Here is a 23,744-nt window from a genome sequence, read left to right as displayed (position 1 = left end):
ACAGCGTTTCTAGCTCCCGTGAGGTACAAATTCAGGAATGAAACCCCTATCTTCTAAGACTCAGGTGTACCTCACCAGCAATGGTAACGCTGTATTTTGAAATTTTAATTAACAAATGCAGGGATTGTTGATTATTACAAGGATAAAAACATGAAAAATAAACAGTTGGTAAAAACAAGAGTAAAAGTTATCCATAGCCACCCTACATGGCTAACACAGACGCAAACCTGGATGTATAACCAGGTGTACTACCTGCCTGATGAAATAGAAAATCATATAGTTTGTGGACGCCAAGAAAATCTGGATCAGTTCTGGCTACCAAATATCCACGCTCTAAGTGATAAATCCAAATGGCCCTACTTCTGGGATGAGGTATTATTCTTAGATAAAGTTTTACGCGAACGGCAGTTTCGTCGTCATCAGGGACTTTTGGTAGACGTTGCTAAACGGGAGAATGTAAGCATTTTGCACTCTCACTTTGGACATATCGGCTGGGTAGACCTAGACGCAGCTAAAAAGGCAGGACTCAAGCAAGTAGTGACCTTTTATGGTCGGGATGTAAACTATCTTCCCAAGAAAAAACCACGCTGGCTTAGAAGGTATCAGGAACTGTTTGCCAAGGTGGATAGGATTCTCTGTGAGGGCCCCCATATGGCACAGTGTATTGTCAATCTGGGATGCCCAGCCGATAAAGTTAAAGTTCAGCATCTGGGTATTAGTATAGAGGAAATTGCCTTTAAGCCCAGGGTTTGGAATACTGGTGAGCCTCTGCGTGTACTTATTGCATCATCATTCAGAGAAAAGAAGGGTATCCCTTACGCTCTGGAAGCTCTAGGACAACTTCAGCATCAGGTTTCTTTAGAAGTTACTATTATTGGTGATGCTAATCGTGAAAAAAGTAGTCAGGATGAGAAGAAAAAAATTCTAGCAACTATCGAGAAACACAATCTCCATTCAAAAGTTAACTTGCTTGGCTATCAACCGTATAAAGTCTTATTTGAAGAGGCTTATAAACACCATATATTTCTATCCCCCAGCGTCACAGCGAGTGACGGTGATACTGAAGGAGGCGCACCGGTATCTCTAATTGAAATGGCTGCTACAGGTATGCCGATTATTAGTACCAAGCACTGTGACATTCCTGAAGTAATTATTGATGGTGTTACAGGTTTACTCGCAGAGGAACGAGATGTAGAAGGGCTAGTGAGCCATTTGCAACAGCTAGTCGCTCATCCTGAGCAATGGTATGACTTGGTTCAGGCAGGGCGTAAGCATATAGAAGCAGAATATGATGCCCAGATTCAAGGCTCAAGATTGGCAGCAATTTATATAGGATTAAATGCAATGGGTTAGAAAATAAAACCAACTGTTCTGTTTAGCACTTCACAATCATGCATTTCATTGTCACTGGCGGAGCTGGTTTTATTGGCTCTCATCTTACCGAACAACTTCTATCAGAAGGTCATCAGATCACAGTAGTTGATAACCTTGCCACCGGTAGCTTACAAAACCTACCTAAGCATCCTAATCTCAAATTCCTGCAAAAAGACATATCCACCTGTAAACCAGAGGATTTTACAACTAAATTTACAAGTAAAATTGATGGCATTGCCCATTTAGCAGCCACCCCCTCGGTTACAGCATCTTGGCTGCAACCTCTAGAGTCTCATCACAATAATCTTTCGGCAACGATTGCTGTTATTGAACTTTGCAAAACCTTAAACATTCCTAAACTAGTCTTTGCCAGCTCAGCCGCTGTATATGGCAATCCAACCCAAGTACCTATTTCAGAAAATCAACAGACTTCTCCTATTTCTCCCTATGGCTTACAAAAACTGGTGAGCGAGCAATATGCCAGTTTAGTTGCCAAACAAATAGATTTTTCATTTGTGGGATTACGGTTTTTTAATGTATTTGGTCCTCGACAAGTACCTAACTCCCCATACTCCGGTGTAATTTCTATCTTTGTTAATGCCATGCAGCACAATTTACCCATCACTATTTACGGAGATGGGACTCAAACACGAGACTTTATCTATGTTAAGGATGTTGCCAGGGCTTTTGCCAAAGCTTTAACAACACCCCTAGAATCCGGCTCATGCTTAATTTGTAACTTAGGCACCGGAAAATCTACTTCTTTACTTCAGCTCGTTGATAGTCTAAAAACGTGCTTTCCTCAGTGGAAATCAGAAACTAAATTTGCCCCTGCCCGTCCAGGAGATATTCAACATTCCCAAGCTGATATTTCAAGGGTATCTTCCTGTTTAGATTTTACACCTCAGTGGTCAGTAGAGTCAGGTTTACAGCGTTTAATCGAATCATTAAAATTAAGTTCATTAAAATTAAGTCCGGTTAATCACTATCAGCTGTCACCCATTGAAATTGTGAATCGGTCCTGATGGGAAGATGGGGTTCAGTTTTGCGTAAGTCCTGCTGGTTTATGGGTAGCGATCGCTCTTCTTTGCCTGAACTAGCTACAGTTGAGGGTGCCTACAGGTAAACTATAACAGTAACCATAAACTATTCCCTCTCCAGGAGAATTGAACCCCTGATGCTCAGAGACCTGAACTTTAGTGGCTTAATCAACCAGCGCTTCTTCCACAATTTTGTGCCTGTACCAGCAACTAACGCGCTACAACTCGGAGCAAGGACACCTGATTTTGAGCTACCAGATATTACCAATAACCGTCAGACCAAATTATCCGATTATCAGGGCAAACAACCAGTCATCTTGGCATTCACCCGAATTTTCACAGAAAAGCATTACTGTCCCCTGTGCTTCCCTCACATCAAAAACATCAATGAGAACTACCAACGTTTCACTGAGAAAGGGGTTGAGGTGTTAATGATTACAAGTACAGATATCAGGCAAAGTCAACAAGTAGTTAACGATCTCAGTTTACAAATGCCACTTCTGAGCGACCCCAACTGTAGAACCTTTCGCGCCTATAACCTTGGTCAAGCACTTGGTGCTCCCCTACCAGGCCAATTTCTTTTAGATCAGCTAGGAAAACTCCGCTTTCAACATCTATTTTCTTTCCTAAATTCAAATGCCGAAGTAGAGACACTGCTAAATGCCATCGACACCCTCTTATGAGGTACCTTCAATTGTCTTACCCCTACTGCCTACTCCCTACTCCCTACTCCCATGAACCCAGGAGGAAAGTCCCTAGCCCCATTGAGCACTGCTAGATATATAGCGTTTCTCGCAGTTATGAGGTACAGTCTTCTTTGACGTTGATTCCCTGTCTTGATGCAGCGCATCGCTATTCCCTCTTATCTGTTCCCTGTTCCCTGTTCCCTGTTCCCTGTTCCCTAAAATCCCGAAATTGTGTACCTCATAGCTATGAGAATTGCTATAATCATAGTCGAACTTGGGACAAGTGACTGCGGGGATTGAAGCGACGACTTTCACGGATTTTTTCATAGTACTCCTGCTCCTGATTGGTGAGGTTTTTCGGAGTTACTATCGTAATTCGCACTAACTGATCACTACGTCCACCCTTAGGTAAAGACCAGCCTTTACCCCGCAGCCGCAGAGATTGACCAGAACGAATACCAGCAGGAATATTCATACTCACAGAGCCATCTGGAGTTGGAACCTCAATTGACCCACCCAAAACCGCTTCATCTGGTGTGATTGGCACTTCGCAAACCAGATTCTCACCATCGAACTCAAAGAAAGAGTGAGATTTGAGTTCTACTTTCAAATACAAATCTCCCTTTTGCCCATTCAGGGGGTTGACCTGACCCTTGCCTCGCACCCGAATACGACTACCGGGTTTGGCACCAGGGGGAATCCTAACAGTTATAGTTTCACTACCTAGGCTGAAACGTTTTTGGACACCATTAAAGGCTTCAGACCAACTGAGGCTAATGGTTGCTTCCCGGTCAGCACTTGCTCCCGTAGTGTTGTTAAAGCCTGAGGTGCTGCTATAGCCACTAAAACCACCAAAATCATTAAACCCATTAGAGTTAGAAGTACTTGTACGGTAGGAGTAGCTATGACTACTTCTGCTTCCACCACCGGGCGCACCAGTGCTAAAGCGACCTAACAATTCATTAATGAACTCGTCAAAGCTGCCGTACTGGCTAAAATCAAAGCCACCAACATCAACACCGACTCCACTACCACCAGACCATCCTTGTCCCGCTTGCTTCCAGTACTGACCAAATTGATCGTATTTCTTCCGTTTGTCCGAGTCAGATAACACTTCGTAGGCTTCATTGACTTCCTTAAAGCGAGCCTCGGCTTGTTTGTCCCCAGGATTCAGGTCTGGGTGGTACTTCCGGGCCAAACGGCGAAAGGACTTTTTAATCTCATCAGCACTAGCAGTTTTGCTGACTCCTAGGATGGAGTAATAGTCTTTGAAGTCGGTCGCAGCCATCAAGAGTTTCTCCTAATCGTCTAAGATCGTAACGGGTAAGTTATTGCCCTTGGATTATGGTTTATCTACCTCAACGCTAGGGTAACAAAGGTTTCAACTAAACTTAGTTCGGTTCTTCCTCACTGGTGCGATCGCAATTTCCGTACATGTTCAATACTCTGTCAAGGCTGTTTTCAGGGTTAGGGCAAGGTCTTCGGTAGCAAGGTGTTAGGCTAATGGCTAATGGTTTTAGTAATTAATGCCTACCCTAAGCATGTCTAAGCCCTAATCCTTAGGCTAAGCCTGTCTAGGGTAAGGGTGTAAGCGCTGACGGCTGATAGCTGACGGCTGAATGCTTACAGTGTGGCTAATTTTGATGTAGATTAGCTTACCCTTTCCACCCCATACTAAATCACTGCTCCATGGGGAATTACTGCATTTTTGAGCACTACAACAATGCCATTACGAATATAAAATCCCTCACTTTCGCAGTTGGCCTCTTCTACACGATCCTTGTTGAAGATTTTGACATTGTTACCGATACAAGCATTTTTGTCGATAATTGCACGACGAATAACAGTATCCTTACCAATTCCTAAAGTCACTTGGCCTTGTTCTTGGGCTGAGAGACGTTCTGTTAAAGATTGATAGTAGTCAGCCCCCATAATTAAAGAGTCCTCGATCACTGTTCCAGCTTCCACTCGCGATCGCAATCCCAATACCGAGTTATTAATGCGGCAGTCTTTGAGAATACACCCTTCCCCAATAATTGACTCTGTTACCCGACAGTCTAAAAGCTTTGAGGGCGGTAGATAACGGGCCCTGGTGTAAATCGGAGCATCTTCCTGATAAAAGCTAAAGGATGGCTTAGGTTGACGAGTCAGGGATAAATTAGCATTGTAGAATGCCTCAATAGTGCCGATATCTTGCCAATAATCATTAAATAAATAAGCTTGAATATTATACTTTTGCATCGAGGCTGGGATAACTTCGTTACCAAAGTCTGTGTGCTCAGAATTAGCTTCGAGCAGTTCTTTCATCACTGCTTTACTAAAGACATAAATCCCCATAGAAGCAATATAAGGACTATTTTTGGCTTGTTCTGGTGTAAGTCCAAGCACAGTAGTATCCACTTGCATTTGTTTGAGCAATTCCCCTGTGGGTTTCTCCCGAAAGTCAATCACCTTGCCCCGATCATCAATTTGCATCAAGCCAAAGCTAGATGCTCGTTTCTCATCAATAGGCACAACCGAAAGAGTAATATCCGCTCTAGTGTCCCGGTGACGTTGGACAAATAAGCGATAGTCCATCCGGTAGAGGTGGTCTCCTGATAGAATTAGGTATTCATCAACATCCCAGCCATTAAATAGCCAGAGATACTGACGAACCGCGTCTGCTGTGCCCTGAAACCAGCTTGGGTTTTCCGCAGTTTTTTGGGCTGGTAGAATTTCAACAAACCCTTCTGTGAAGCCAGAGAAATTATAGGCACGGGTAATGTGGCGATTGAGAGATGCTGAGTTAAATTGGGTTAGGACATAGATTTTGTAAATCTCAGAATTAATGCAGTTACTGACAGGAATATCGATCAAGCGGTATTTGCCTGCCAATGACACCGCTGGTTTAGCCCGGGGCTTGGTTAATGGATATAACCGGCTTCCTGCGCCACCGCCGAGAATGATTCCTAAAACTTTCTTCACAAAACACCTCTGAAATGCTCATGCCTGAACAACTCCAGTCTCTGATGGGTTTGGGGCAGTTTTCAAGGGGCGTAAGCCAGTAATTTATTATAAAGGCAAAGTTTTCGATAAGTCTATGTAAAATCCCTAGTCAGCGCCACAGTAAGTTCGGTACTTTCCCGGTGAACAGTAGTAGGTCAAGGGGAAGACAATAAAATCGCTGGGTCAAATTAATTGGGGAAAGGTTTTAAGACAAATTGAAACCCGGTCGGGGATTTGTATTGCCAAAGGATGGATAACTCACATCGATACCTATATGTATGGCACTACGCATTCAGCTTAGGACATTGATACAGGCAGCAAAAGCTGTCGCTGTTAACTTTTGCCTCTTGCCTCTTGCCAATGCCATTGCGCGTAGCGCTATACCAGTGGGTGTCCGAAATCCCTTTAGCCAATTCCTATTTACCCAAACCCGAAGCCAATTCTGATGCAGCTATCCCTAATTAGCAATTGGCACTAGCTATTGCTACGGCTAACTAACCATTTTGAATCACTATGGCAAACGTTACTCTCTCACAGACAAATATCCAGCTTACTGAAACTAGTGCTGACCAGTCATACACTATTGCCTTAGACACCCCACCAACTGGAGACGTCACTGTTAGACTCAGCACTGATGGGCAGAGTCAAATCAATGTGGATGGTCAGGGCTTCAGGACCCAACACACCGTCGTAATCAATGACACCTCAGCAAAAACTGTGACGGTGCGGGTTATAGATGATGGCACTCCTGAAGGTGTTCACCCGGGCACCATCACTCACACTGTTACAGCCACAGATGACGAAACCAACTATCCTGTAAATACTGAACTTACTGGTGTCAGCCTTGAAATTACCGATAATGACCCAGGGCTATATATCCAAGGCACGCCCACACCCATTGAAGGGGGTGAAAATAGTACCTATGAATTTGGGTTGAGTACCGCGCCGGATGGAAACGTAACAGTCGAAATCGAAACTACCGATGGTCAGAGTGAATTTAGTTTAGATGGGGGCAACACCTTTGTCTCTTCCGGAGAGATAACCTTTAACGAAACCGACTTCACCACCGAAATCACGGTGCAAGGGATTGAGGACAACATCCTAGAAGGTACGCACAGCAGCACCATTACCCACACCATTACTGAGTCCGAGGCAACACAACCACAATATTCTCAAGGTCAAACTAGACAGGTCTTTGCCACGATTACTGACAATAACCCAGATCTGCTCACCTTCGATAACCAAACCTTGTCTATTACAGAAGGTCAAGAGGGTACCTACACCATTAAAGCAGACGGGCTTGATGCAGACATAACAGTCACCATCAAAGCCAATGGGTCGAGTCTAATCAAGGTAGAAGATGACCAAGAATTTGCTTCCGAGCAAGTCATCAACCTCAACAGCACCACATCCGAAAAAACTATCACGGTGCAGGCTACTGAAGACTCAGATGTCACCGGAGCTCAAACAGTTAGCATTAGCCACGAAATTACTAATTCAAACAGTTCAAACTTTCCAGTTAGCAAAGTTGGGGATGTCACTGTTAATATTGCTGACAATGATCCTGGGGTAATCATAACCCAACCTACTGGTCAGATTCAAGAAGGTGACGAAAATGAATACACCATTGCTTTAAGCACCAATCCTACTGGGGACGTAACAATCACCCTTGCTTCTGATGACGATAGTGAGATCAAATTGCCGGATGGGACTCAGTTTGAAGACCAGCTAACTATCACACTCAGCGATACTACACCCCAAACCATTAAGGTACAGGCTACAGAAGATAACGACCCATCAGAAGGGACTCCTCACGAAAGTACAATCACCCACACAATCACTGCTACAGACGATACTGGCAACTATCCTGCAAGCACAATAATTGATAGCGCTACCATTGAAATTATTGATGATAGCTCCAGCCTTTTCGATTTTGGTACTGCCCCATCTGTTGAAGAGGGTAATGAAGGTAACTACACACTTCGATTACTACAGAATCCTGGTGGAGATGTAAGAGTTACTATTCAGGCTGATGACCAGAGTCTGATCAGTATTGACGGAGGTACCACATTTGCCGAGACCCAAGAGGTTAGATTCAGTGACACATCGGCAAAAACTATCACCGTCAAGCCTAAGGATGACTCAACCGTCGAAGGAGCTCACACCAGCACCATCTCCCACACCATTACTGAAGCTCCAGAGAACTCAGATTATAAAGTAAACAGTAAGGCAGGAGATGTAATTGTCACTATTACTGACAATGATCCAGGTCTGATCATCACTCCAGCAACCGAGCCCACTGAAGAAGGTGGAGAGTTGACAACCTATGAAGTTGCCTTAAGTACCACCCCCACTAGCCCTGTAAGAGTTACTATCACCACAGATGGGGAAAGTGAACTTGCTCTGGATCAGAACAACTTAAACTTTGGCACCAGTCGAAATATCGAACTTAGTGACACTACACCAACCACTGTCACGGTGCGAGGTACAACAGACGACAAGGTAGAAGGTCTTCACACCAGTACCCTCACCCACCAAATTACGGATTCTGTGGATCCGAACTATCCTGAAAGACAGGGAACATGGTCTACTGATATCGAGATTAAGGATGGTACCCCTGGAGTGATTATCTCCAATAAATCTTTGTCTCTCTTAGAGGGTCAAGAGGGTACTTACACCATTAGTTTAACCACCGAGCCTACCGACGATGTAACGGTTACCATTACAGCGGATGAGCAAGGTCTGATCAGTGTCGATGGTCAAGAGTTTGCATCACAGCAGGTGATAACCCTCAACCAAAGCACACTGGAAAAAGAAATCAAGGTGCAGGCGGTAGATGATCAGCCGCCGGAAGGGATTCACAGCAGCATCATTACCCACAGCATTGCTTCAGCGGATACAAACTATTCCGATCAGAACACACCCATTGAGGACGTCACTGCCACAATTACTGATAATGATATCGGAGTAGTTATTATCGGTACTCCTCAGGTCACTGAAGGCAGTACTGATACCTACGAAATTGGTTTAAGCACTCAGCCTACTGGCGATGTCAAAGTTACTATCACAGCTGATGATGAGACTGAAATCAGTATTGATGGTACTAGCTTTGCTTCCACTCAAGATGTTACATTCAGTGACCTCACCCTTCAAACCATTACCGTGCGAGGTAAGGATGATAGTGAATTTAGGAGTCTTCGCGACAGCACCATCACCCACGAGATTACTGAATCCCAAGACATCACAAACTATCCCCTAGAGCTCGAAATTCCAGATGTTATAGCTGAGATTACTGATGATGAGCCCGGAGTAGTCATCATCAGTAATCTCGATCTCACTGAAGGGGATATCGGGACTTATGAAATTGGTTTAAACACTCCTCCTGTGGGGGGTGGTTCAGTAGAAGTCACTATCACCGCTGATCCACAGACTAGAATCAGTATAGACGGTGGTATTAACTTTGCTTCTAGCTTTCCGATCCAGCTCAGGGAAACTATACGGCAAACTATCACAGTCCAGGTCGTTGATGACACCGCTGTGGAAGGCCCCCACAGCAGCACTATCAGCCATAAAATTACTGGTTCAAGTGATACCACCAATTATCCTCTAGACCAGGAGATCGAGGATGTTACTATCGACATTACTGACAATGACCCTGGACTAATCTTTAGTGATGCGATCGCAATCACAGAAGGCGGTGATGAAGGGACTTACACAGTTGCTTTAAATACTCTGCCTACTGGAGAGGTGACCGTTACTCTGACCGCTGATGACGATAGTGAGATCAAGGTAGGTGAAGGGGAGTTTGCCAAAGAGCAAGTTATTACTCTCAACCCAGAAAAACTCCAAGAAACCATCACTGTACAAGCCCCTGATGACGATCTGGTTGAAGGAACTCACACCAGCACTATCAGCCACGAAGTGACTCAGACCGAGGATAACACTAACTATCCTATAGGAATTAGTGGCTCGTTCAGTGCCACAATTACAGATAATAACCCTGGGATTCTTTTCAGCAAGACTACCTTGTCTGTGGAAGAAGGTCAAGAAGATACTTACACAATTGGCTTAAGCACCGTGCCGACTAGTGACGTAACAGTCACTATCAAAGCCGATGACCAGAGTCTAATCAAAGTCGGTGACGGAGAGTTTGCCCCTGAGCAAGAAATTATCCTCAACGCTGAAACCCTGGAAAAAGAAATTACAGTACAGGGGTTAGATGATGATCAGGTCGAAGGTGATCACACTAGCAAAATTAGCCATGAAATTGCTTCCGAAGACCTAGACTATGACCTGGGCGAGCTAGCAGAAGAGATCACTGTCGATATTACTGATAATGACTCTGGGCTAATCTTCAGCCAGGCCATCACTATCACTGAAGACAATGGTTCAGGCACTTACACAGTTTCTTTGAACACTCCTCCCACCGGAGCAGTAGAGATTACTATCCAAGCTGATAACCAGAGTACAATTAGTCTTGATGGCACCAACTTTAACTCTCAGCAAATCATTACCCTCAACCCAGAAAAACTCGAACAAACCATTACGGTACGAGCAGCTCAGGATGCTCTGGTAGAAGGGGTTCACACTAGCACCATCACTCACAGAGTTAGCGATACAGAAGATCTTGAGAACTATCCTATCGGAGAAGGTCCATCATTTACTGCCAATATTGCAGACGATGACCCTGGAATCCTGTTCATCGATGGTCCTGTGTCTGTCCAAGAGGGTCAAGAGGGAATCTACACAGTTGCTTTAAGTATCCGACCCACTGGGGATGTAACGGTTAAGCTGACTGCTGATGACCAGAGTCTAATCAAGGTAGATGATCAAGAGTTTGCTTTGGAGCAAGTCATTACTTTCAACGCTGAGACTCTGGAAAAAGAAATCACGGTGCAGCCGGTAGATGATGACCAAGTTGAAGGGGAGCACACCAGTCAAATCAGCTACGAAGTTACAGTTTCCGAGGATGAAAACTATACTGTTGGCTTAGTTGGAGAACTCACTACCAATATTACCGACCCTGCTCAAGTGATCATCACCCCGATTTCCCCTCTGACCGAAGGAGGAGAACCTGGGGAGTATACCATTGCTCTAAACACTGTTCCAGATGGACCAGTAGAGATCAAGATTACTGCCGATGAGAACAGTGAAATCCGTGTTGATGGGGAGACCTTCTCGAACGAAGTGATGGTGAGCCTAGGGGATACCACCCCCAAAACCATTACAGTACAGGCGGTGGATGACACGGTTGTCGAAGGTGAGCACAGCAGCACCATCAGCTACGAGATTACCAGCACTGGGGATTCAGACAAATATCCATTGACTCTCGAGATCCCATCCACCGAGATTGCCATTACTGATAATGACGCAGTTGTTCCTGGTCAAGTGGTGATCAGCGAGATTTCCCCTCTGACTGAAGGGGGAGAGACACAGGAGTATACCATTGCTCTGGACAGTCTTCCAGCTGGGGCAGTAGAAATCACTATTACTGCCGATGACAACAGTGAAATCAGTCTTGATGGGGAGACCTTCGACAACGAAGTCGTAGTGAGCCTCACGGATACTACCCCCACAACCATTACGGTACAAGCGCTGGATGACACGATTGTCGAAGGTGACCATAACACCACCATCAGCTACGCCATTACCAACACCGGGGATGAGGGCAAATATCCTGATACTCTGATTATCCCAGCCACCGAGATCACCATTACTGATAATGACGCAGTTGTTCCTGGTCAAGTGGTGATCAGCGAGATTTCCCCTCTGACTGAAGGGGGAGAGACACAGGAGTATACCATTGCTCTGGACAGTCTTCCAGCTGGGGCAGTAGAAATCACTATTACTGCCGATGACAACAGTGAAATCAGTCTTGATGGGGAGACCTTCGACAACGAAGTCGTAGTGAGCCTCACGGATACTACCCCCACAACCATTACGGTACAAGCGCTGGATGACACGATTGTCGAAGGTGACCATAACACTACCATCAGCTACGCCATTACTAACACCGAGGATTCAGACAAATATCCTGATACTCTGATTATCCCAGCCACCGAGATCACCATTACTGATAATGACGTAGTTGTTCCTGGTCAAGTGCTGATCACGCAGATTTCCCCTATCGCGGAAGCGGGAGAGCCTGGTACTTATACAATTGCTCTGGACAGTCTTCCAGCCGGGGCAGTAGAAATCACCATTACTGCTGATGAAAACAGTGAAATCAGTCTCGATGGGCAGAACTTTGACAACGAAGTCGTAGTGAGCCTCACGGATACTACCCCCACAACCATTACGGTACAGGCGCTGGATGACACGATTGTCGAAGGTGACCATAACACCACCATCAGCTACGCCATTACCAGCACCGAGGATGAGGTCAAATATCCTGATACTCTCGATATCCCAGCCACCGAGATCACCATTACTGATAATGACGCAGATGCTGCTGGTCAAGTACTGATCAGCCCAATTTCCCCTCTGACCGAAGGGGGAGAGCCTGGAAATTATACCATTGCTCTCGATACTGTTCCAGATGGACCAGTAGAGATCAAGATTACTGCGGATGACAACAGTGAAATTCGTGTCGATGGGGAGATCTTTGACACGGAAGTGACGGTGAGCCTAGCCGATACCACCCCCAAAACCATTACGGTACAGGCAGTGGATGACGAGAGTGTGGAAGGTGAGCACACCAGCACCATCAGCTACACCATTACCAACACCGGGGATGAGGTCAAATATCCTGATACTCTCAATATCCCATCCACCGAGATCACCATTACAGATAATGACACCACCCCTGGTCAAGTCCTGATCACAGAGATTTCCCCTCTGATGGAAGGGGGAGAACCTGGGACTTATACCATTGCTCTAGATACTGAGCCAGCTGGACCAGTAGAGATCAAGATTACTGCGGATGACAACAGTGAAATCCGTGTTGATGGAGAGACCTTCTCGAAAGAAGTGATGGTCAGCCTCAGTGATCTCAGTGCCAAAACGATTACGGTACAGGCAGTGGATGACGATATTGTGGAAGGTGAGCACACCAGCACTATCAGCTACGCCATTACCAACACCGGGGATGAGGCCAAATATCCTGATACTCTCAATATCCCATCCACTGAGATCACCATTACAGATAATGACACCACCCCTGGTCAAGTCCTGATCACAGAGATTTCCCCTCTGATGGAAGGGGGAGAACCTGGGACTTATACCATTGCTCTAGATACTGAGCCAGCTGGACCAGTAGAGATCAAGATTACTGCGGATGACAACAGTGAAATCCGTGTTGATGGAGAGACCTTCTCGAAAGAAGTGATGGTCAGCCTCAGTGATCTCAGTGCCAAAACGATTACGGTACAGGCAGTGGATGACGATATTGTGGAAGGTGAGCACACCAGCACTATCAGCTACGCCATTACCAACACCGGGGATGAGGCCAAATATCCTGATACTCTCGAAATCCCATCCACCGAGATCACCATTACTGATAATGACGCAGATGCTGCTGGTCAAGTCCTAATCACAGAGATTTCCCCTCTGATGGAAGGGGGAGAACCTGGGACTTATACCATTGCTCTAGATACTGAGCCAGCTGGACCAGTAGAAATCAAGATTACTGCGGATGAGAACAGTGAAATCAGTCTTGATGGGGAGAGCTTCGACAACGAAGTGATGGTCACCCTCAGTGATCTCAGCCCCAAAACCATTACGATACAGGCAGTGGATGACGATATTGTGGAAGGTGAGCACACCAGCACGATCAGCTACGCCATTACCAACACCGGGGATGAGGCCAAATATCCTGATACTCTCAATATCCCATCCACCGAGATCACCATTACAGATAATGACACCACCCCTGGTCAAGTCCTGATCACAGAGATTTCCCCTCTGATGGAAGGGGGAGAACCTGGGACTTATACCATTGCTCTAGATACTGAGCCAGCTGGACCAGTAGAGATCAAGATTACTGCGGATGACAACAGTGAAATCCGTGTTGATGGAGAGACCTTCTCGAAAGAAGTGATGGTCAGCCTCAGTGATCTCAGTGCCAAAACCATTACGGTACAGGCAGTGGATGACGATATTGTCGAAGGTGAGCACACCAGCACGATCAGCTACACCATTACTAACACCGGGGATGAGGCCAAATATCCTGATACTCTCGAAATTCCATCCACCGAGATCACCATTACTGATAATGATCCAGCCCCTCCTGGTCAAGTGCTGATCAGCGAGATTTCTCCTCTGACTGAAGGGGGAGAACCACAAGAGTATACCATTGCTCTCGACACTGAGCCAACCGGACCAGTAGAAATCACCATTACTGCGGATGACAACAGTGAAATTAGTGTTGATGGGGAGACCTTTGATAATGAAGTAGTAGTGACCCTAGAGGATACTACACCCACAACCATTACGGTACAGGCGCTGGATGACACGATTGTCGAAGGTGACCATAACACCACTATCAGCTACGCCATTACCAACACCGGGGATGAGGCCCAATATCCTGATACTCTCGAAATCCCAGCCAGTGAGATCACCATTACTGATAATGACCCCATCCTTGGTCAAGTCCTGATCACAGAGATTTCCTCTCTCACAGAAGGGGCAGAGCCTGGAACTTATACCATTGCTCTCGACACTGAGCCAGCTGGACCAGTAGAAATCACCATTACGGCGGATGAAGACAGTGAAATCAGTCTGGATGGGGAGACCTTCGAGAACGAAGTAGTGGTTAGCCTAGAGGATACTAATCCCACAACTATTACGGTACAGGCGCTAGATGACACTATTGTTGAAGGTGAGCACACCAGCACGATCAGCTACGCCATTACTAGTACCGAAGATGAGGCCAAATATCCTGATACTCTCGAAATCTCAGCCACCGAGATCACCATTACTGATAATGACGCAGATGCTGCTGGTCAAGTGATTATCAGCGAGATTTCTCCTCTGATGGAAGGTGGAGAGCCACAGGAGTATACCATTGCTCTCGACACTGAGCCAGCTGGACCCGTAGAGATCAAGATTACTGCGGATGAGAACAGTGAAATCAGTCTTGATGGGGAGACCTTCTCCAACGAAGTGATGGTGAGCTTGAGTGATCTCAGCCCCAAAACGATTACGGTACAGGCAGTAGATGATGATAGTGTGGAAGATGAGCACACCAGCACCATCAGCTACGAGATTACTAACACCGGGGATGAGGTCAAATATCCTGATACTCTCGAAATCCCAGCTACCGAGATCACCATTACTGATAATGACACCACTCCTGGTCAAGTCATAATCACAGAAATTTCTCCTCTGATGGAAGGGGGAGATCCACAGGAGTATACCATTGCTCTCGACACTGAGCCAGCTGGACCCGTAGAGATCAAGATTACTGCGGATGACAACAGTGAAATTAGTCTCGATGGGGAGACCTTCTCAAACGAAGTAATGGTAACCCTAGAGGATACTGCTGCCACAACCATTATGGTACAGGCAGTGGATGACGATATTGTGGAAGGTGAGCACACCAGCACCATCAGCTACGAGATTACCAGCACTGGGGATGAGGCCAAATATCCTGATACTCTCGAAATCCCAGCCAGCGAGATCACCATTACTGATAATGACGCAGATGCTGCTGGTCTAGTTCTGATCAGCGAGATTTCTCCTCTGATGGAAGGGGGAGAGGCACAGGAGTATACCATTGCTCTCGACACTGAGCCAGCTGGACCCGTAGAGATCACCATTACTGCGGATGACAACACTGAAATCAGTCTCGATGGGGAGACCTTCTCCACAGAAGTAATGGTAACCCTAGAGGATACTGCTGCCACAACCATTATGGTACAGGCGGTGGATGACACCATGGTTGAAGGTGAGCACACCAGCACCATCAGCTACGAGATTACCAGCAGTGGGGATTTAGATAAATATCCTGAGACTCTCAATATCCCATCCACCGAGATCACCATTACTGACAATGACGCAGTTGTTCCTGGTCAAGTCAATATCAGCGAGATAGCCCCTCTGACGGAAGGAGGAGAGTCTGGGGAGTATACCATTGCTCTCGACACTGAGCCAGCTGGACCAGTAGAAATCACCATTACTGCGGATGAGAACAGTGAAATCAGTCTCGATGGGGAAACCTTCTCTAAGGAAGTGAAGGTAACCTTAGAAGATACTACTGCCGAAACCATTACGGTACAGGCAGTGGATGACGATATTGTGGAAGGTGACCACACCAGTACCATCAGCTACGAGATTACCAGCACTGGGGATGAGGCCAAATATCCTGATACTCTCGAAATTCCAGCCAGCGAGATCACCATTACTGATAATGACGCAGATGATGTTGGTCAAGTTCTGATCAGCGAGATTTCTGGTTTGACCGAAGGGGGAGAGGCACAAGAGTATACCATTGCTCTCGACACTGAGCCAGCCGGACCAGTAGAAATCAAGATTATGGCGGATGATGAGAGTGAAATCAGTCTCGATGGGGAGACCTTCTCCACAGAAGTGATGGTGACCTTAGAGGATACTACTCCCACAACCATTACGGTAATGGCGGTGGATGACAATTTCCTCGAAGGTGACCATAATACCACGATCAGCTACGAGATTACCAGCACTGGGGATGAGGTCAAATATCCTGATACTCTCAATATCCCATCCACCGAGATCTCCATTACTGATAACGAAAGTGTTACCACAACCCCAGAGATTATCATCAGTGAGAACCCGATACTATTTGAGGGTGGTACTGGTATCTACACTGTTGCGTTAACTAAGACTCCCACCGGAGAAGTAGAAATTACCATCAAAGCTGATGATCAAACTGAAATCAGTTTAGATGGAACTACCTTTGCTTCAGAGCAAGTGCTTACCTTCAATGAGGCAAAACTCCAAACTATCACAGTGCGAGGGCTGGATGATCAAGAGGTTGAAGGGGATCACGAAAGTACCATCAGCCACGAGATTACCAAATCCGAGGACACTGTGAACTATCCCCTGGGGGATGTTGGGTTAGTCACTGCCAGTATTTTTGATAATGACATCCCGATTGTCACGATCACTGCTAGTGACCTTGAGGCAGCGGAAAAAGACCAAGACCCAGGCAGCATCACCATCACTCGTTCCGGGGACACTACTGAAGAACTCACTGTCAGTTATATGACCTTTGGTAGCACTGCTACCGCAGATGACTACAGTGAAACCCTCAATGGGTCAGTCACTATTGCTGCTGGTGAGTCTTCCGTCGAGCTGAAAATCACTCCAGAAATTGATTCCCTAATCGAGGAAGGTGATGAAACTGTTAATCTGGTCTTAAACACCAGTGAAGATTATAATTTAGTTGGCAAAACCTTTGCTCAGATTACCATTGCTGATGACATCTCCTCAGTTCCTGACAATAGTACCAGGTTTGTCTGGCGTAATCCACTGACAGGAGATAATATCCTGTGGAAGATAGATGCTACTCAGCAGGTAAATACAGTTACCCTTCCTACGGAAACCGATCTCAATTTCGAAATCCAAGGTACTGGAGACTTTGATGGGGACGGTGAAAACGATGATGTATTCTGGCTTAACAACGTAACCGGAGCCATTCAATACTGGCAAGGGCAAGGTGAGGAGATCAAGGAGATGGTGATTGATGCCGGTGAGGTCAACCTCCTGGAATGGGAACTCACAGAGTTTGCTGACTTTAACGGTGATCTCAAAGATGATCTTCTCGCCTACAAGCCAGATACTGGAGAGGTTGCTATCTTGACAATAGATGGTGAGACACTGGTGAATCAGGGGATCCTTGAACGGGATGGTCAGGCTTTACTGATAACCCAAGACACTGGATGGCAAATCGAGGGTTCAGGGAACTTCAGTGGTGGAGATAAACATCAGATTCTCTGGCGCAACCAAAATACTGGAGAGGTTGGCATATGGGAGATAGATGGCAACGAACTAGTGGATGCTGCATCTGTCACACGAGACGATGAGCCTGTACTAGCACCATCATCAACTGGATGGCAAATCGAAGGTGTGGCGGACTTCAGCAACGATGGCCAAGAGCAGATTCTGTGGTACAACTCGGAGAGTGGACAAATTGCCACATGGCAGATGTCTAATAAGGCACTAGTGAAAGGTGAAATTCTCACACAGGATGGTCAGCCCTTAGCAATACTACCTTCAGATGGATGGAGCATTCAGGGTGTTGCAGACATAGATAATGACGGCCAGTATGATATTGTCTGGAACAACAATAACACTATTGCTTTTTGGCAGTTGAATGGCTCTGCATTGAGGGATGCACTCGTTATCGACCAGCCACCCGAGGCTGGCTTCAACCCCAGCCTTATCTAAGGTATACTGCACAGGGTCATAACTTGAGCTGATTGAGAATCAGAACTACCACCCTAAAACAGCGGAATTGGTATCAGTAGTTCCAGTGAGCTGAGCCGAAAAAAACCCTTACCAAAAATTTTGGGTTTAAAGCCCCGTCCTTCTAGGACGGCTTTTTTTTTGAGGAGTAGCCTTGACACTTTTATACACACATGTTAGTTTAAAAAAATGTCGTTCGCGTATCGTCAGCTTAGCCGTAGGCCATGCCAAATGCGAACGCCGAAGGAGGTCGAGATTCGGTGATTATTTTAGAGTTCAAAGCCAAAGGAAAAGAATCTCAATATTCAGCTATAGCCGAAGCTATCCGGACAGTGAAATTTATCCGAAATAGCTGCATTCGTCTATGGTTAGACAACAAAGGAACAGGAAAAAGTGACCTTAGTAGGTATTCTAAAATCCTTGCCAAAGAATTCTCTTTTGCCAATGAACTCAACTCTACTGCCCGCCAGGCTGCGTCTGAGAGAGCATGGTCATCGATTGTTCGGTTCTACGATAACTGCAAGAAAAAAGTTCCAGGTAAAAAAGGATTTCCTAAGTTTCAAAAATGTGCTCGCTCTGTCGAATATAAAAAATCAGGATGGAAATTATCTCCTGATAAAAAATCGATAACGTTCACAGATAAAAAAGGAATCGGGAAGCTTAAACTCAAGGGTACCTGGGACTTGTGGCGCTTTGATAAAAAGCAAATCAACCGGGTTCGGATAGTCAAGCGGGCTGACGGGTACTATGTTCAATTCTGTGTTGCGGTTAACGAAAAAGAAGAAATAGACTCGACAGGTAAGACTATTGGCTTGGATGTGGGACTCAAAGAGTTCTATACAGACTCTGATGGTAACTCTGAACCTAACCCTAGGTTTTATAGAAAAAACGAGAAACGATTAAAATTTTATCAGCGCCGGGTTTCTCGGAAAAAGAAAGGCTCATCCAACCGGAGAAAAGCGGTTAATAGATTAGGTAGGCAACACCTCAAGATAAGTAGGCAACGTGAAGAACATGCCAAGAGACTGGCACGTTGCGTAATCAGATCTAACGATCTGGTCGCCTATGAAGACTTGAGGATAAAAAATCTAGTTAAGAACCATTGTCTTGCTAAATCTATCAATGACGCGGGTTGGTATCAATTCAGGAAATGGTTGGAGCATTTTGGGACTAAATTCGGTCGGATAACTGTTGCAGTAAATCCTGCCTATACCAGTCAAAATTGCTTTGATTGTGGGGAAGTTGTTAAGAAGTCCCTATCTACTAGAACTCATGCCTGCAAATGTGGGTGTGAGCTAGACAGGGACCACAATGCCGCACTAAATATTAGAACGAGAGCCTTGAGTACTGTGGGGCACACAGGAACTCGGATCCTAGATCCAAACGCTTTGGGAGATCTGTCCTCTACTTTTCCTGACTCCGGTCTGGTTGAGCAAGACAGGTCGTTGATCAAAGAATCCCCGTCCATAAGCGGGCGGGGAGTGTCAATCAGTAAGGGGTTTTTCTAGTTTTGTCAATCTCCCTGTTAATCAACCCTTCTTGGGTGTGTTTCCTGTTTTAAAATTGCTGAAAAGGATTTGGCTTAAACGCGATCGCCAATTTCTGCCAACTCACGTCCACCAAAAATTGCTGAACTATTAGAGTAAAACTTAAACTCCATTAAGTTATAAAATGGATCTTGGAGGAAGAAGGTGCGATGCTCTGTAAGTTGACCAGGAAAGCGGGTCTTGGGTTGCTCGTAGAAGGGTAATTGTTTTTGTTGAGTACGGGAAAGTAAGGCTTCCCAATCAGCCAGGGATGTAAAAACTAACCCGAAATGTCGAGGATAAATACCCCGCTGAGGTGTCAGGGGTTCTTTGGTTAGGTGAGCCACGAGTTGATGACCGTATAAATTCAGAATCACAGCATGGCGAGATTCTCTACCGATTTCGCAGCCAAGTCCATCACCGTAGTAGACTTTAGTTTGCTCAATGTCGGTAACGGGAAATGCGAGATGAAATAGGACTGGTTTCATAAGTTTTGGTTTGAAGGGAAAACTGTTGAAGGTTGAAGGTTTTGACGGTTGAAGGTTTTGACGGTTGAAGGTTGAAGGTTTTAAAGTTTGAAGGTTGAAGGTTTTGACGGTTGAAGGTTTTGACGGTTGAAGGTTTTGACGGTTGAAGGTTTTGAAGGTTGAATGTTTAAGGTTGTTCTTGCCCAGGGTGCTCTTGTAGGGTAGGTTGAACGGGATTGCGTGGCCTTTTGGCCAAGGTTTTGAATAAATTCAACTTTATTTAAGGATAATCTGACGTAATCTGGTATCCGGTTCCTTCAGTAGTCTGCTTTGTTGTTGGTTTTTTGGATAATGGGGAATGGGGAATAGGCAATCAGTGCTGGGGTAATGACTCGGAAGCAATCACAATTACCAATTACCAATTACCAATTCTAGCAATTCTCATACTGATGAGGTACACAGGATTTTTTAGCACTCCCCCCTACCCGCGCCCGCTCAACCTACTCCCTAGTCCCTACTCCCTACTCCCTAACACCCAATAATTTGTACCTCACCCAATTGATAACTGCTAGAGCAATCATAATTACCAATTACCAATATAACTATATTGCTATGCTTGATGATATTCTTTCTTTAAATCCTTGGCTAGTTGCTGTTGGAGTGAACACAGTTTTCCTTGCCATGGTATGGATTGCTCCCAAAAAGTTACTCACCCCTGCTGGCATTGTCCATGCTTGGATATTAGGCGTACTGATTTGGGGTACTCTGAGTTGGCCAGGTTACACAGTAGTGGGATTTTACTTTTTGGTAGGGTCTGGTGTCACCCGCATTGGTATGGCGCAAAAGGAAGCGGCAGGAATTGCGGAAAAGCGTTCCGGTGCTAGGGGACCAGAGAATGTTTGGGGTTCAGCACTGACTGGAGCGATTTGTGCCTTGGGTACCCTACTGGTGGATGCTCCTTACCAGCAGTTATTGTTACTGGGCTATGTCGCTAGTTTTGCTACTAAGCTGTCCGATACCACTGCCAGTGAGGTGGGTAAGGCTTACGGCAAAAGGACTTTCCTGATTACTACCTTACAGCCAGTAGCCCGGGGAACAGAAGGAGCTGTAAGTCTGGAGGGAACCCTAGCTGGAGTGATTGCATCAGCTGCGATCGCATTTGTGGGTTGGGGCGTTGGTTTGGTTAACTTGACAGGAGTATTTTTCTGTGTTATTGCTGCCTTCATCGCCACCAATCTGGAGAGTGTGATTGGTGCGACACTACAATCCAAATTGGAATGGCTGACCAATGAAGTCGTGAATATTATTAATACGATGATTGGTGCGATCGCCGTTGTGCTGTTAGCTCTAGCATGGCAGTGGATCAGCTAGGTTATGAAGAATGAAGCATGAAGTGTTAAGTGTGAAGTCTGAAGCATTAAGGATGAAAAGATACAACTTGCTAAGCAACTAAATAAATCTAATAAATTGAGATAGGGTTAGACTTCCGACTTCCAAGTTTCCACTTCATACTTCATACTTCATACCTCTTACTTCATACTTTATTCAGAATGTGGTCCAAAGACCATCTGTAGAACCATTGGTTCACCACCATCACGGTGATACCTATCTGCCCACTGGCGGATAATTTCATCTAACTCTTCCATGGCCTGATTGATTTTCTCTGGCGGGATATCTAGTTCCTCCAACCCTCGCATGACTTGCGGCTGACGCTCTGCCCAGTTTCTCATTAACCGGAAGTATCGCGCTGTTTCGTCAATCATGGTGTAGGTGCGGGCTTTGTCATCTACTGGTGAGTAAGATGCACTGGTTAGAGCGTAGTAGGGTAAGCCACCGGTGTGATCGATTCTGGTGACAGTTCCTGAATAGGTTAAGCGACGCTTGATGTGTTCAGCTAGAGCTTCACTCAATGGCAGACGTCGCTCTGGTGGTAAGTCTTCTTGGGATCTCCGGTGGAGAAATTCTATTAATTCAAAGAATTGTAAGGAATTAATTATCTGGGCATCCGGCAGGTGATCTGGCAGCTTGATCTCAAGATTGCGCTTTTCTTCCAGGTCAAGGCTGGTGCCATTGATACGAGATTGCCCTGGTTGCCAGGGATAGTGTTCCATCCAGACATAGGGAAACTGAATCAGATAGCGAGGTTCCTGAGACCCCAGCATCTTGAGCAGTTTCCCTTCTGTTAACGCTTGTCGAACTTCCTCAACAATGACCTTTACCCGCTTTGGCTCAATGTGATGCAAATGCCCAGTCATGCGGATATTGCCATCTTGCTCCAGATAGGTCATGTAAATGGCACATTTGGCAGCGGTTGCTGCTGCATCTAGAAACGCCCCATGTCGGTGTCCACTTGTCCGCAGGGCGCTGAAAGCCAGGTATAGCATGATCTGATCCATTGCACTGGGGCTTAGGGTTTTGATCAGATCGGATTGGTTGATCATCTTAGGGGCAATCACATCTACTTCCGTTGGTTATCAAGCTTATTTAGTTTCATTTTTCCACACTAGAACTAACTCACTGTCATCGAAGAAAGCGAGCTGAGGTTGCTTGGCAGAAAATTGACGAATTAAGAGGCACCCTAATCATGTCTTTTCCAATATATTATATAAAATAAGTCAACTACAAGTAAACTATATTGAATTAGCACTTTCCCACTGTAGCCCGCTACTCGTACCCAACAGTGGGATTGAAATGCCGCCAGATATGCCATCAAACTGAATCCAGTCAGTTGACTCTCACACAAGAGACAGACGTCCGCTACCACGATGGGCGATCAGGGTAGTCGGAATTACTGGTGATGAGAAAAATTTGTGGTTTTCTTTTCTCCCATAAGAAAAAATTTGTCCTGTTTGCTCGACTACACTTGGACAATCATTACTATAGTTTAGTGGTGCATTTGAACCATGGGCAATCATCGGTAAATTAACCCCAAACCAGATGGTTAAAACAGTAAGTAAAGCAATAGTAGTGTAAATTCGCATAACCGATATCCGTATCAATGTTCCTCTAATTACTGATACGGATTGCTCGCTAATGGTTCAGGAAAAAATATAAACTATAAGCGAATTTTAAAAAAAATACCGTTATTGTAAATACCTCTTTAATTCTTTATTCACGAAAAAAATAGTTGACTAAATTGTGTCAATATAGCGACTATAATCCTTATAGGATAAGGATTAGGAGTTAATAAGTTATTTTTTTACCGCCATTAATCTTATTGAGTAAATTATGATTGCAATTACCTTTACTAAAAATAAAAATAGGTAATCCTGCTGATTATAG

At 45.3% G+C, this 23,744-nt stretch carries 13 protein-coding genes; 8 read left to right on the top strand and 5 right to left on the bottom strand.

The window, feature by feature from the left end:
- Positions 1-150: 150 nt before the first annotated feature.
- The 4 genes from F6J90_RS36470 (at position 151) to F6J90_RS36455 (ending at position 3,387) form a co-directional block, all read left to right on the top strand.
- Positions 151-1,353 carry a glycosyltransferase gene (locus tag F6J90_RS36470; RefSeq protein ID WP_293105532.1) on the top strand — a complete coding sequence of 401 codons (1,203 nt, stop codon included), beginning with the start codon at positions 151-153 and terminating at the stop codon, positions 1,351-1,353.
- 38 nt (positions 1,354-1,391) lie between these two features.
- Positions 1,392-2,399: an NAD-dependent epimerase/dehydratase family protein gene (locus F6J90_RS36465; RefSeq protein WP_293105529.1), complete on the top strand. Its 1,008-nt coding sequence runs from the start codon at positions 1,392-1,394 to the stop codon at positions 2,397-2,399.
- A 152-nt stretch (positions 2,400-2,551) separates the two neighbouring features.
- A complete protein-coding gene (locus F6J90_RS36460; RefSeq protein WP_293105527.1) occupies positions 2,552-3,097 on the top strand; it encodes a redoxin domain-containing protein in 546 nt (181 codons plus the stop codon).
- 134 nt (positions 3,098-3,231) lie between these two features.
- Positions 3,232-3,387, top strand: coding sequence for a hypothetical protein (locus tag F6J90_RS36455; RefSeq protein WP_293105524.1), 156 nt, complete (start codon positions 3,232-3,234; stop codon positions 3,385-3,387).
- On the opposite strand, the gene F6J90_RS36450 is transcribed toward F6J90_RS36455, so the two are convergent.
- Positions 3,363-4,388 (bottom strand): DnaJ C-terminal domain-containing protein, encoded by a 1,026-nt coding sequence (locus F6J90_RS36450; RefSeq protein ID WP_293105521.1) that lies wholly within the window; start codon positions 4,386-4,388, stop codon positions 3,363-3,365. The genes F6J90_RS36455 and F6J90_RS36450 overlap by 25 nt on opposite strands.
- 386 nt (positions 4,389-4,774) lie before the next feature.
- Complete coding sequence (locus tag F6J90_RS36445; protein WP_293105519.1) at positions 4,775-6,064, bottom strand: glucose-1-phosphate adenylyltransferase; 1,290 nt, start codon at positions 6,062-6,064, stop codon at positions 4,775-4,777.
- A gap of 299 nt (positions 6,065-6,363) precedes the next feature.
- Between F6J90_RS36445 and F6J90_RS36440 the strand changes: the two genes are divergently transcribed.
- The 3 genes from F6J90_RS36440 (at position 6,364) to F6J90_RS36430 (ending at position 19,977) form a co-directional block, all read left to right on the top strand.
- Positions 6,364-6,531: a hypothetical protein gene (locus tag F6J90_RS36440; RefSeq protein WP_293105516.1), complete on the top strand. Its 168-nt coding sequence runs from the start codon at positions 6,364-6,366 to the stop codon at positions 6,529-6,531.
- A gap of 67 nt (positions 6,532-6,598) precedes the next feature.
- Positions 6,599-18,451: a Calx-beta domain-containing protein gene (locus tag F6J90_RS36435; RefSeq protein WP_293105513.1), complete on the top strand. Its 11,853-nt coding sequence runs from the start codon at positions 6,599-6,601 to the stop codon at positions 18,449-18,451.
- Between the two features lie 278 nt (positions 18,452-18,729).
- The gene (locus F6J90_RS36430) at positions 18,730-19,977 is read left to right on the top strand and encodes a transposase (protein ID WP_293106432.1); all 1,248 of its coding nucleotides are present in this window, start codon (positions 18,730-18,732) and stop codon (positions 19,975-19,977) included.
- Positions 19,978-20,051: 74 nt separating this feature from the next.
- Here the strand turns inward: F6J90_RS36430 and F6J90_RS36425 are convergent, their stop codons facing one another.
- Positions 20,052-20,483 carry a VOC family protein gene (locus F6J90_RS36425; RefSeq protein WP_293105510.1) on the bottom strand — a complete coding sequence of 144 codons (432 nt, stop codon included), beginning with the start codon at positions 20,481-20,483 and terminating at the stop codon, positions 20,052-20,054.
- Between the two features lie 591 nt (positions 20,484-21,074).
- Here F6J90_RS36425 and F6J90_RS36420 point away from each other — a divergent pair.
- On the top strand, positions 21,075-21,833 hold the full coding sequence (locus F6J90_RS36420; RefSeq protein ID WP_293106429.1) for a TIGR00297 family protein: 759 nt from the start codon (positions 21,075-21,077) through the stop codon (positions 21,831-21,833).
- Positions 21,834-22,003: 170 nt separating this feature from the next.
- Here the strand turns inward: F6J90_RS36420 and hetR are convergent, their stop codons facing one another.
- Entirely contained in the window at positions 22,004-22,903 is a 900-nt protein-coding gene (hetR, locus tag F6J90_RS36415) for a heterocyst differentiation master regulator HetR (protein ID WP_293105508.1), read from the bottom strand.
- Between the two features lie 294 nt (positions 22,904-23,197).
- Entirely contained in the window at positions 23,198-23,443 is a 246-nt protein-coding gene (locus F6J90_RS36410) for a hypothetical protein (protein ID WP_293105505.1), read from the bottom strand.
- Positions 23,444-23,744 lie beyond the last annotated feature (301 nt).

Origin of the sequence: Moorena sp. SIOASIH (genome assembly GCF_010671925.1) — a bacterium.
Lineage (GTDB): Bacteria > Cyanobacteriota > Cyanobacteriia > Cyanobacteriales > Coleofasciculaceae > Moorena.
Note: the sequence above shows the minus strand (reverse complement) of the source record. Positions and strands in the feature narration are given on the sequence as shown.

Excerpts from the sequence above, each read along its gene's own strand:
- F6J90_RS36470 (WP_293105532.1), top strand. The coding sequence starts at position 151 with ATGAAAAATAAACAGTTGGTAAAAACAAGAGTAAAAGTTATCCATAGC.
- F6J90_RS36420 (WP_293106429.1), top strand. The coding sequence starts at position 21,075 with ATGCTTGATGATATTCTTTCTTTAAATCCTTGGCTAGTTGCTGTTGGA.
- hetR (WP_293105508.1), bottom strand. The coding sequence starts at position 22,903 with ATGATCAACCAATCCGATCTGATCAAAACCCTAAGCCCCAGTGCAATG.
- F6J90_RS36450 (WP_293105521.1), bottom strand. The coding sequence starts at position 4,388 with ATGGCTGCGACCGACTTCAAAGACTATTACTCCATCCTAGGAGTCAGC.
- F6J90_RS36435 (WP_293105513.1), top strand. The coding sequence starts at position 6,599 with ATGGCAAACGTTACTCTCTCACAGACAAATATCCAGCTTACTGAAACT.
- F6J90_RS36410 (WP_293105505.1), bottom strand. The coding sequence starts at position 23,443 with ATGCGAATTTACACTACTATTGCTTTACTTACTGTTTTAACCATCTGG.
- F6J90_RS36425 (WP_293105510.1), bottom strand. The coding sequence starts at position 20,483 with ATGAAACCAGTCCTATTTCATCTCGCATTTCCCGTTACCGACATTGAG.
- F6J90_RS36440 (WP_293105516.1), top strand. The coding sequence starts at position 6,364 with ATGGCACTACGCATTCAGCTTAGGACATTGATACAGGCAGCAAAAGCT.
- F6J90_RS36465 (WP_293105529.1), top strand. The coding sequence starts at position 1,392 with ATGCATTTCATTGTCACTGGCGGAGCTGGTTTTATTGGCTCTCATCTT.
- F6J90_RS36460 (WP_293105527.1), top strand. The coding sequence starts at position 2,552 with ATGCTCAGAGACCTGAACTTTAGTGGCTTAATCAACCAGCGCTTCTTC.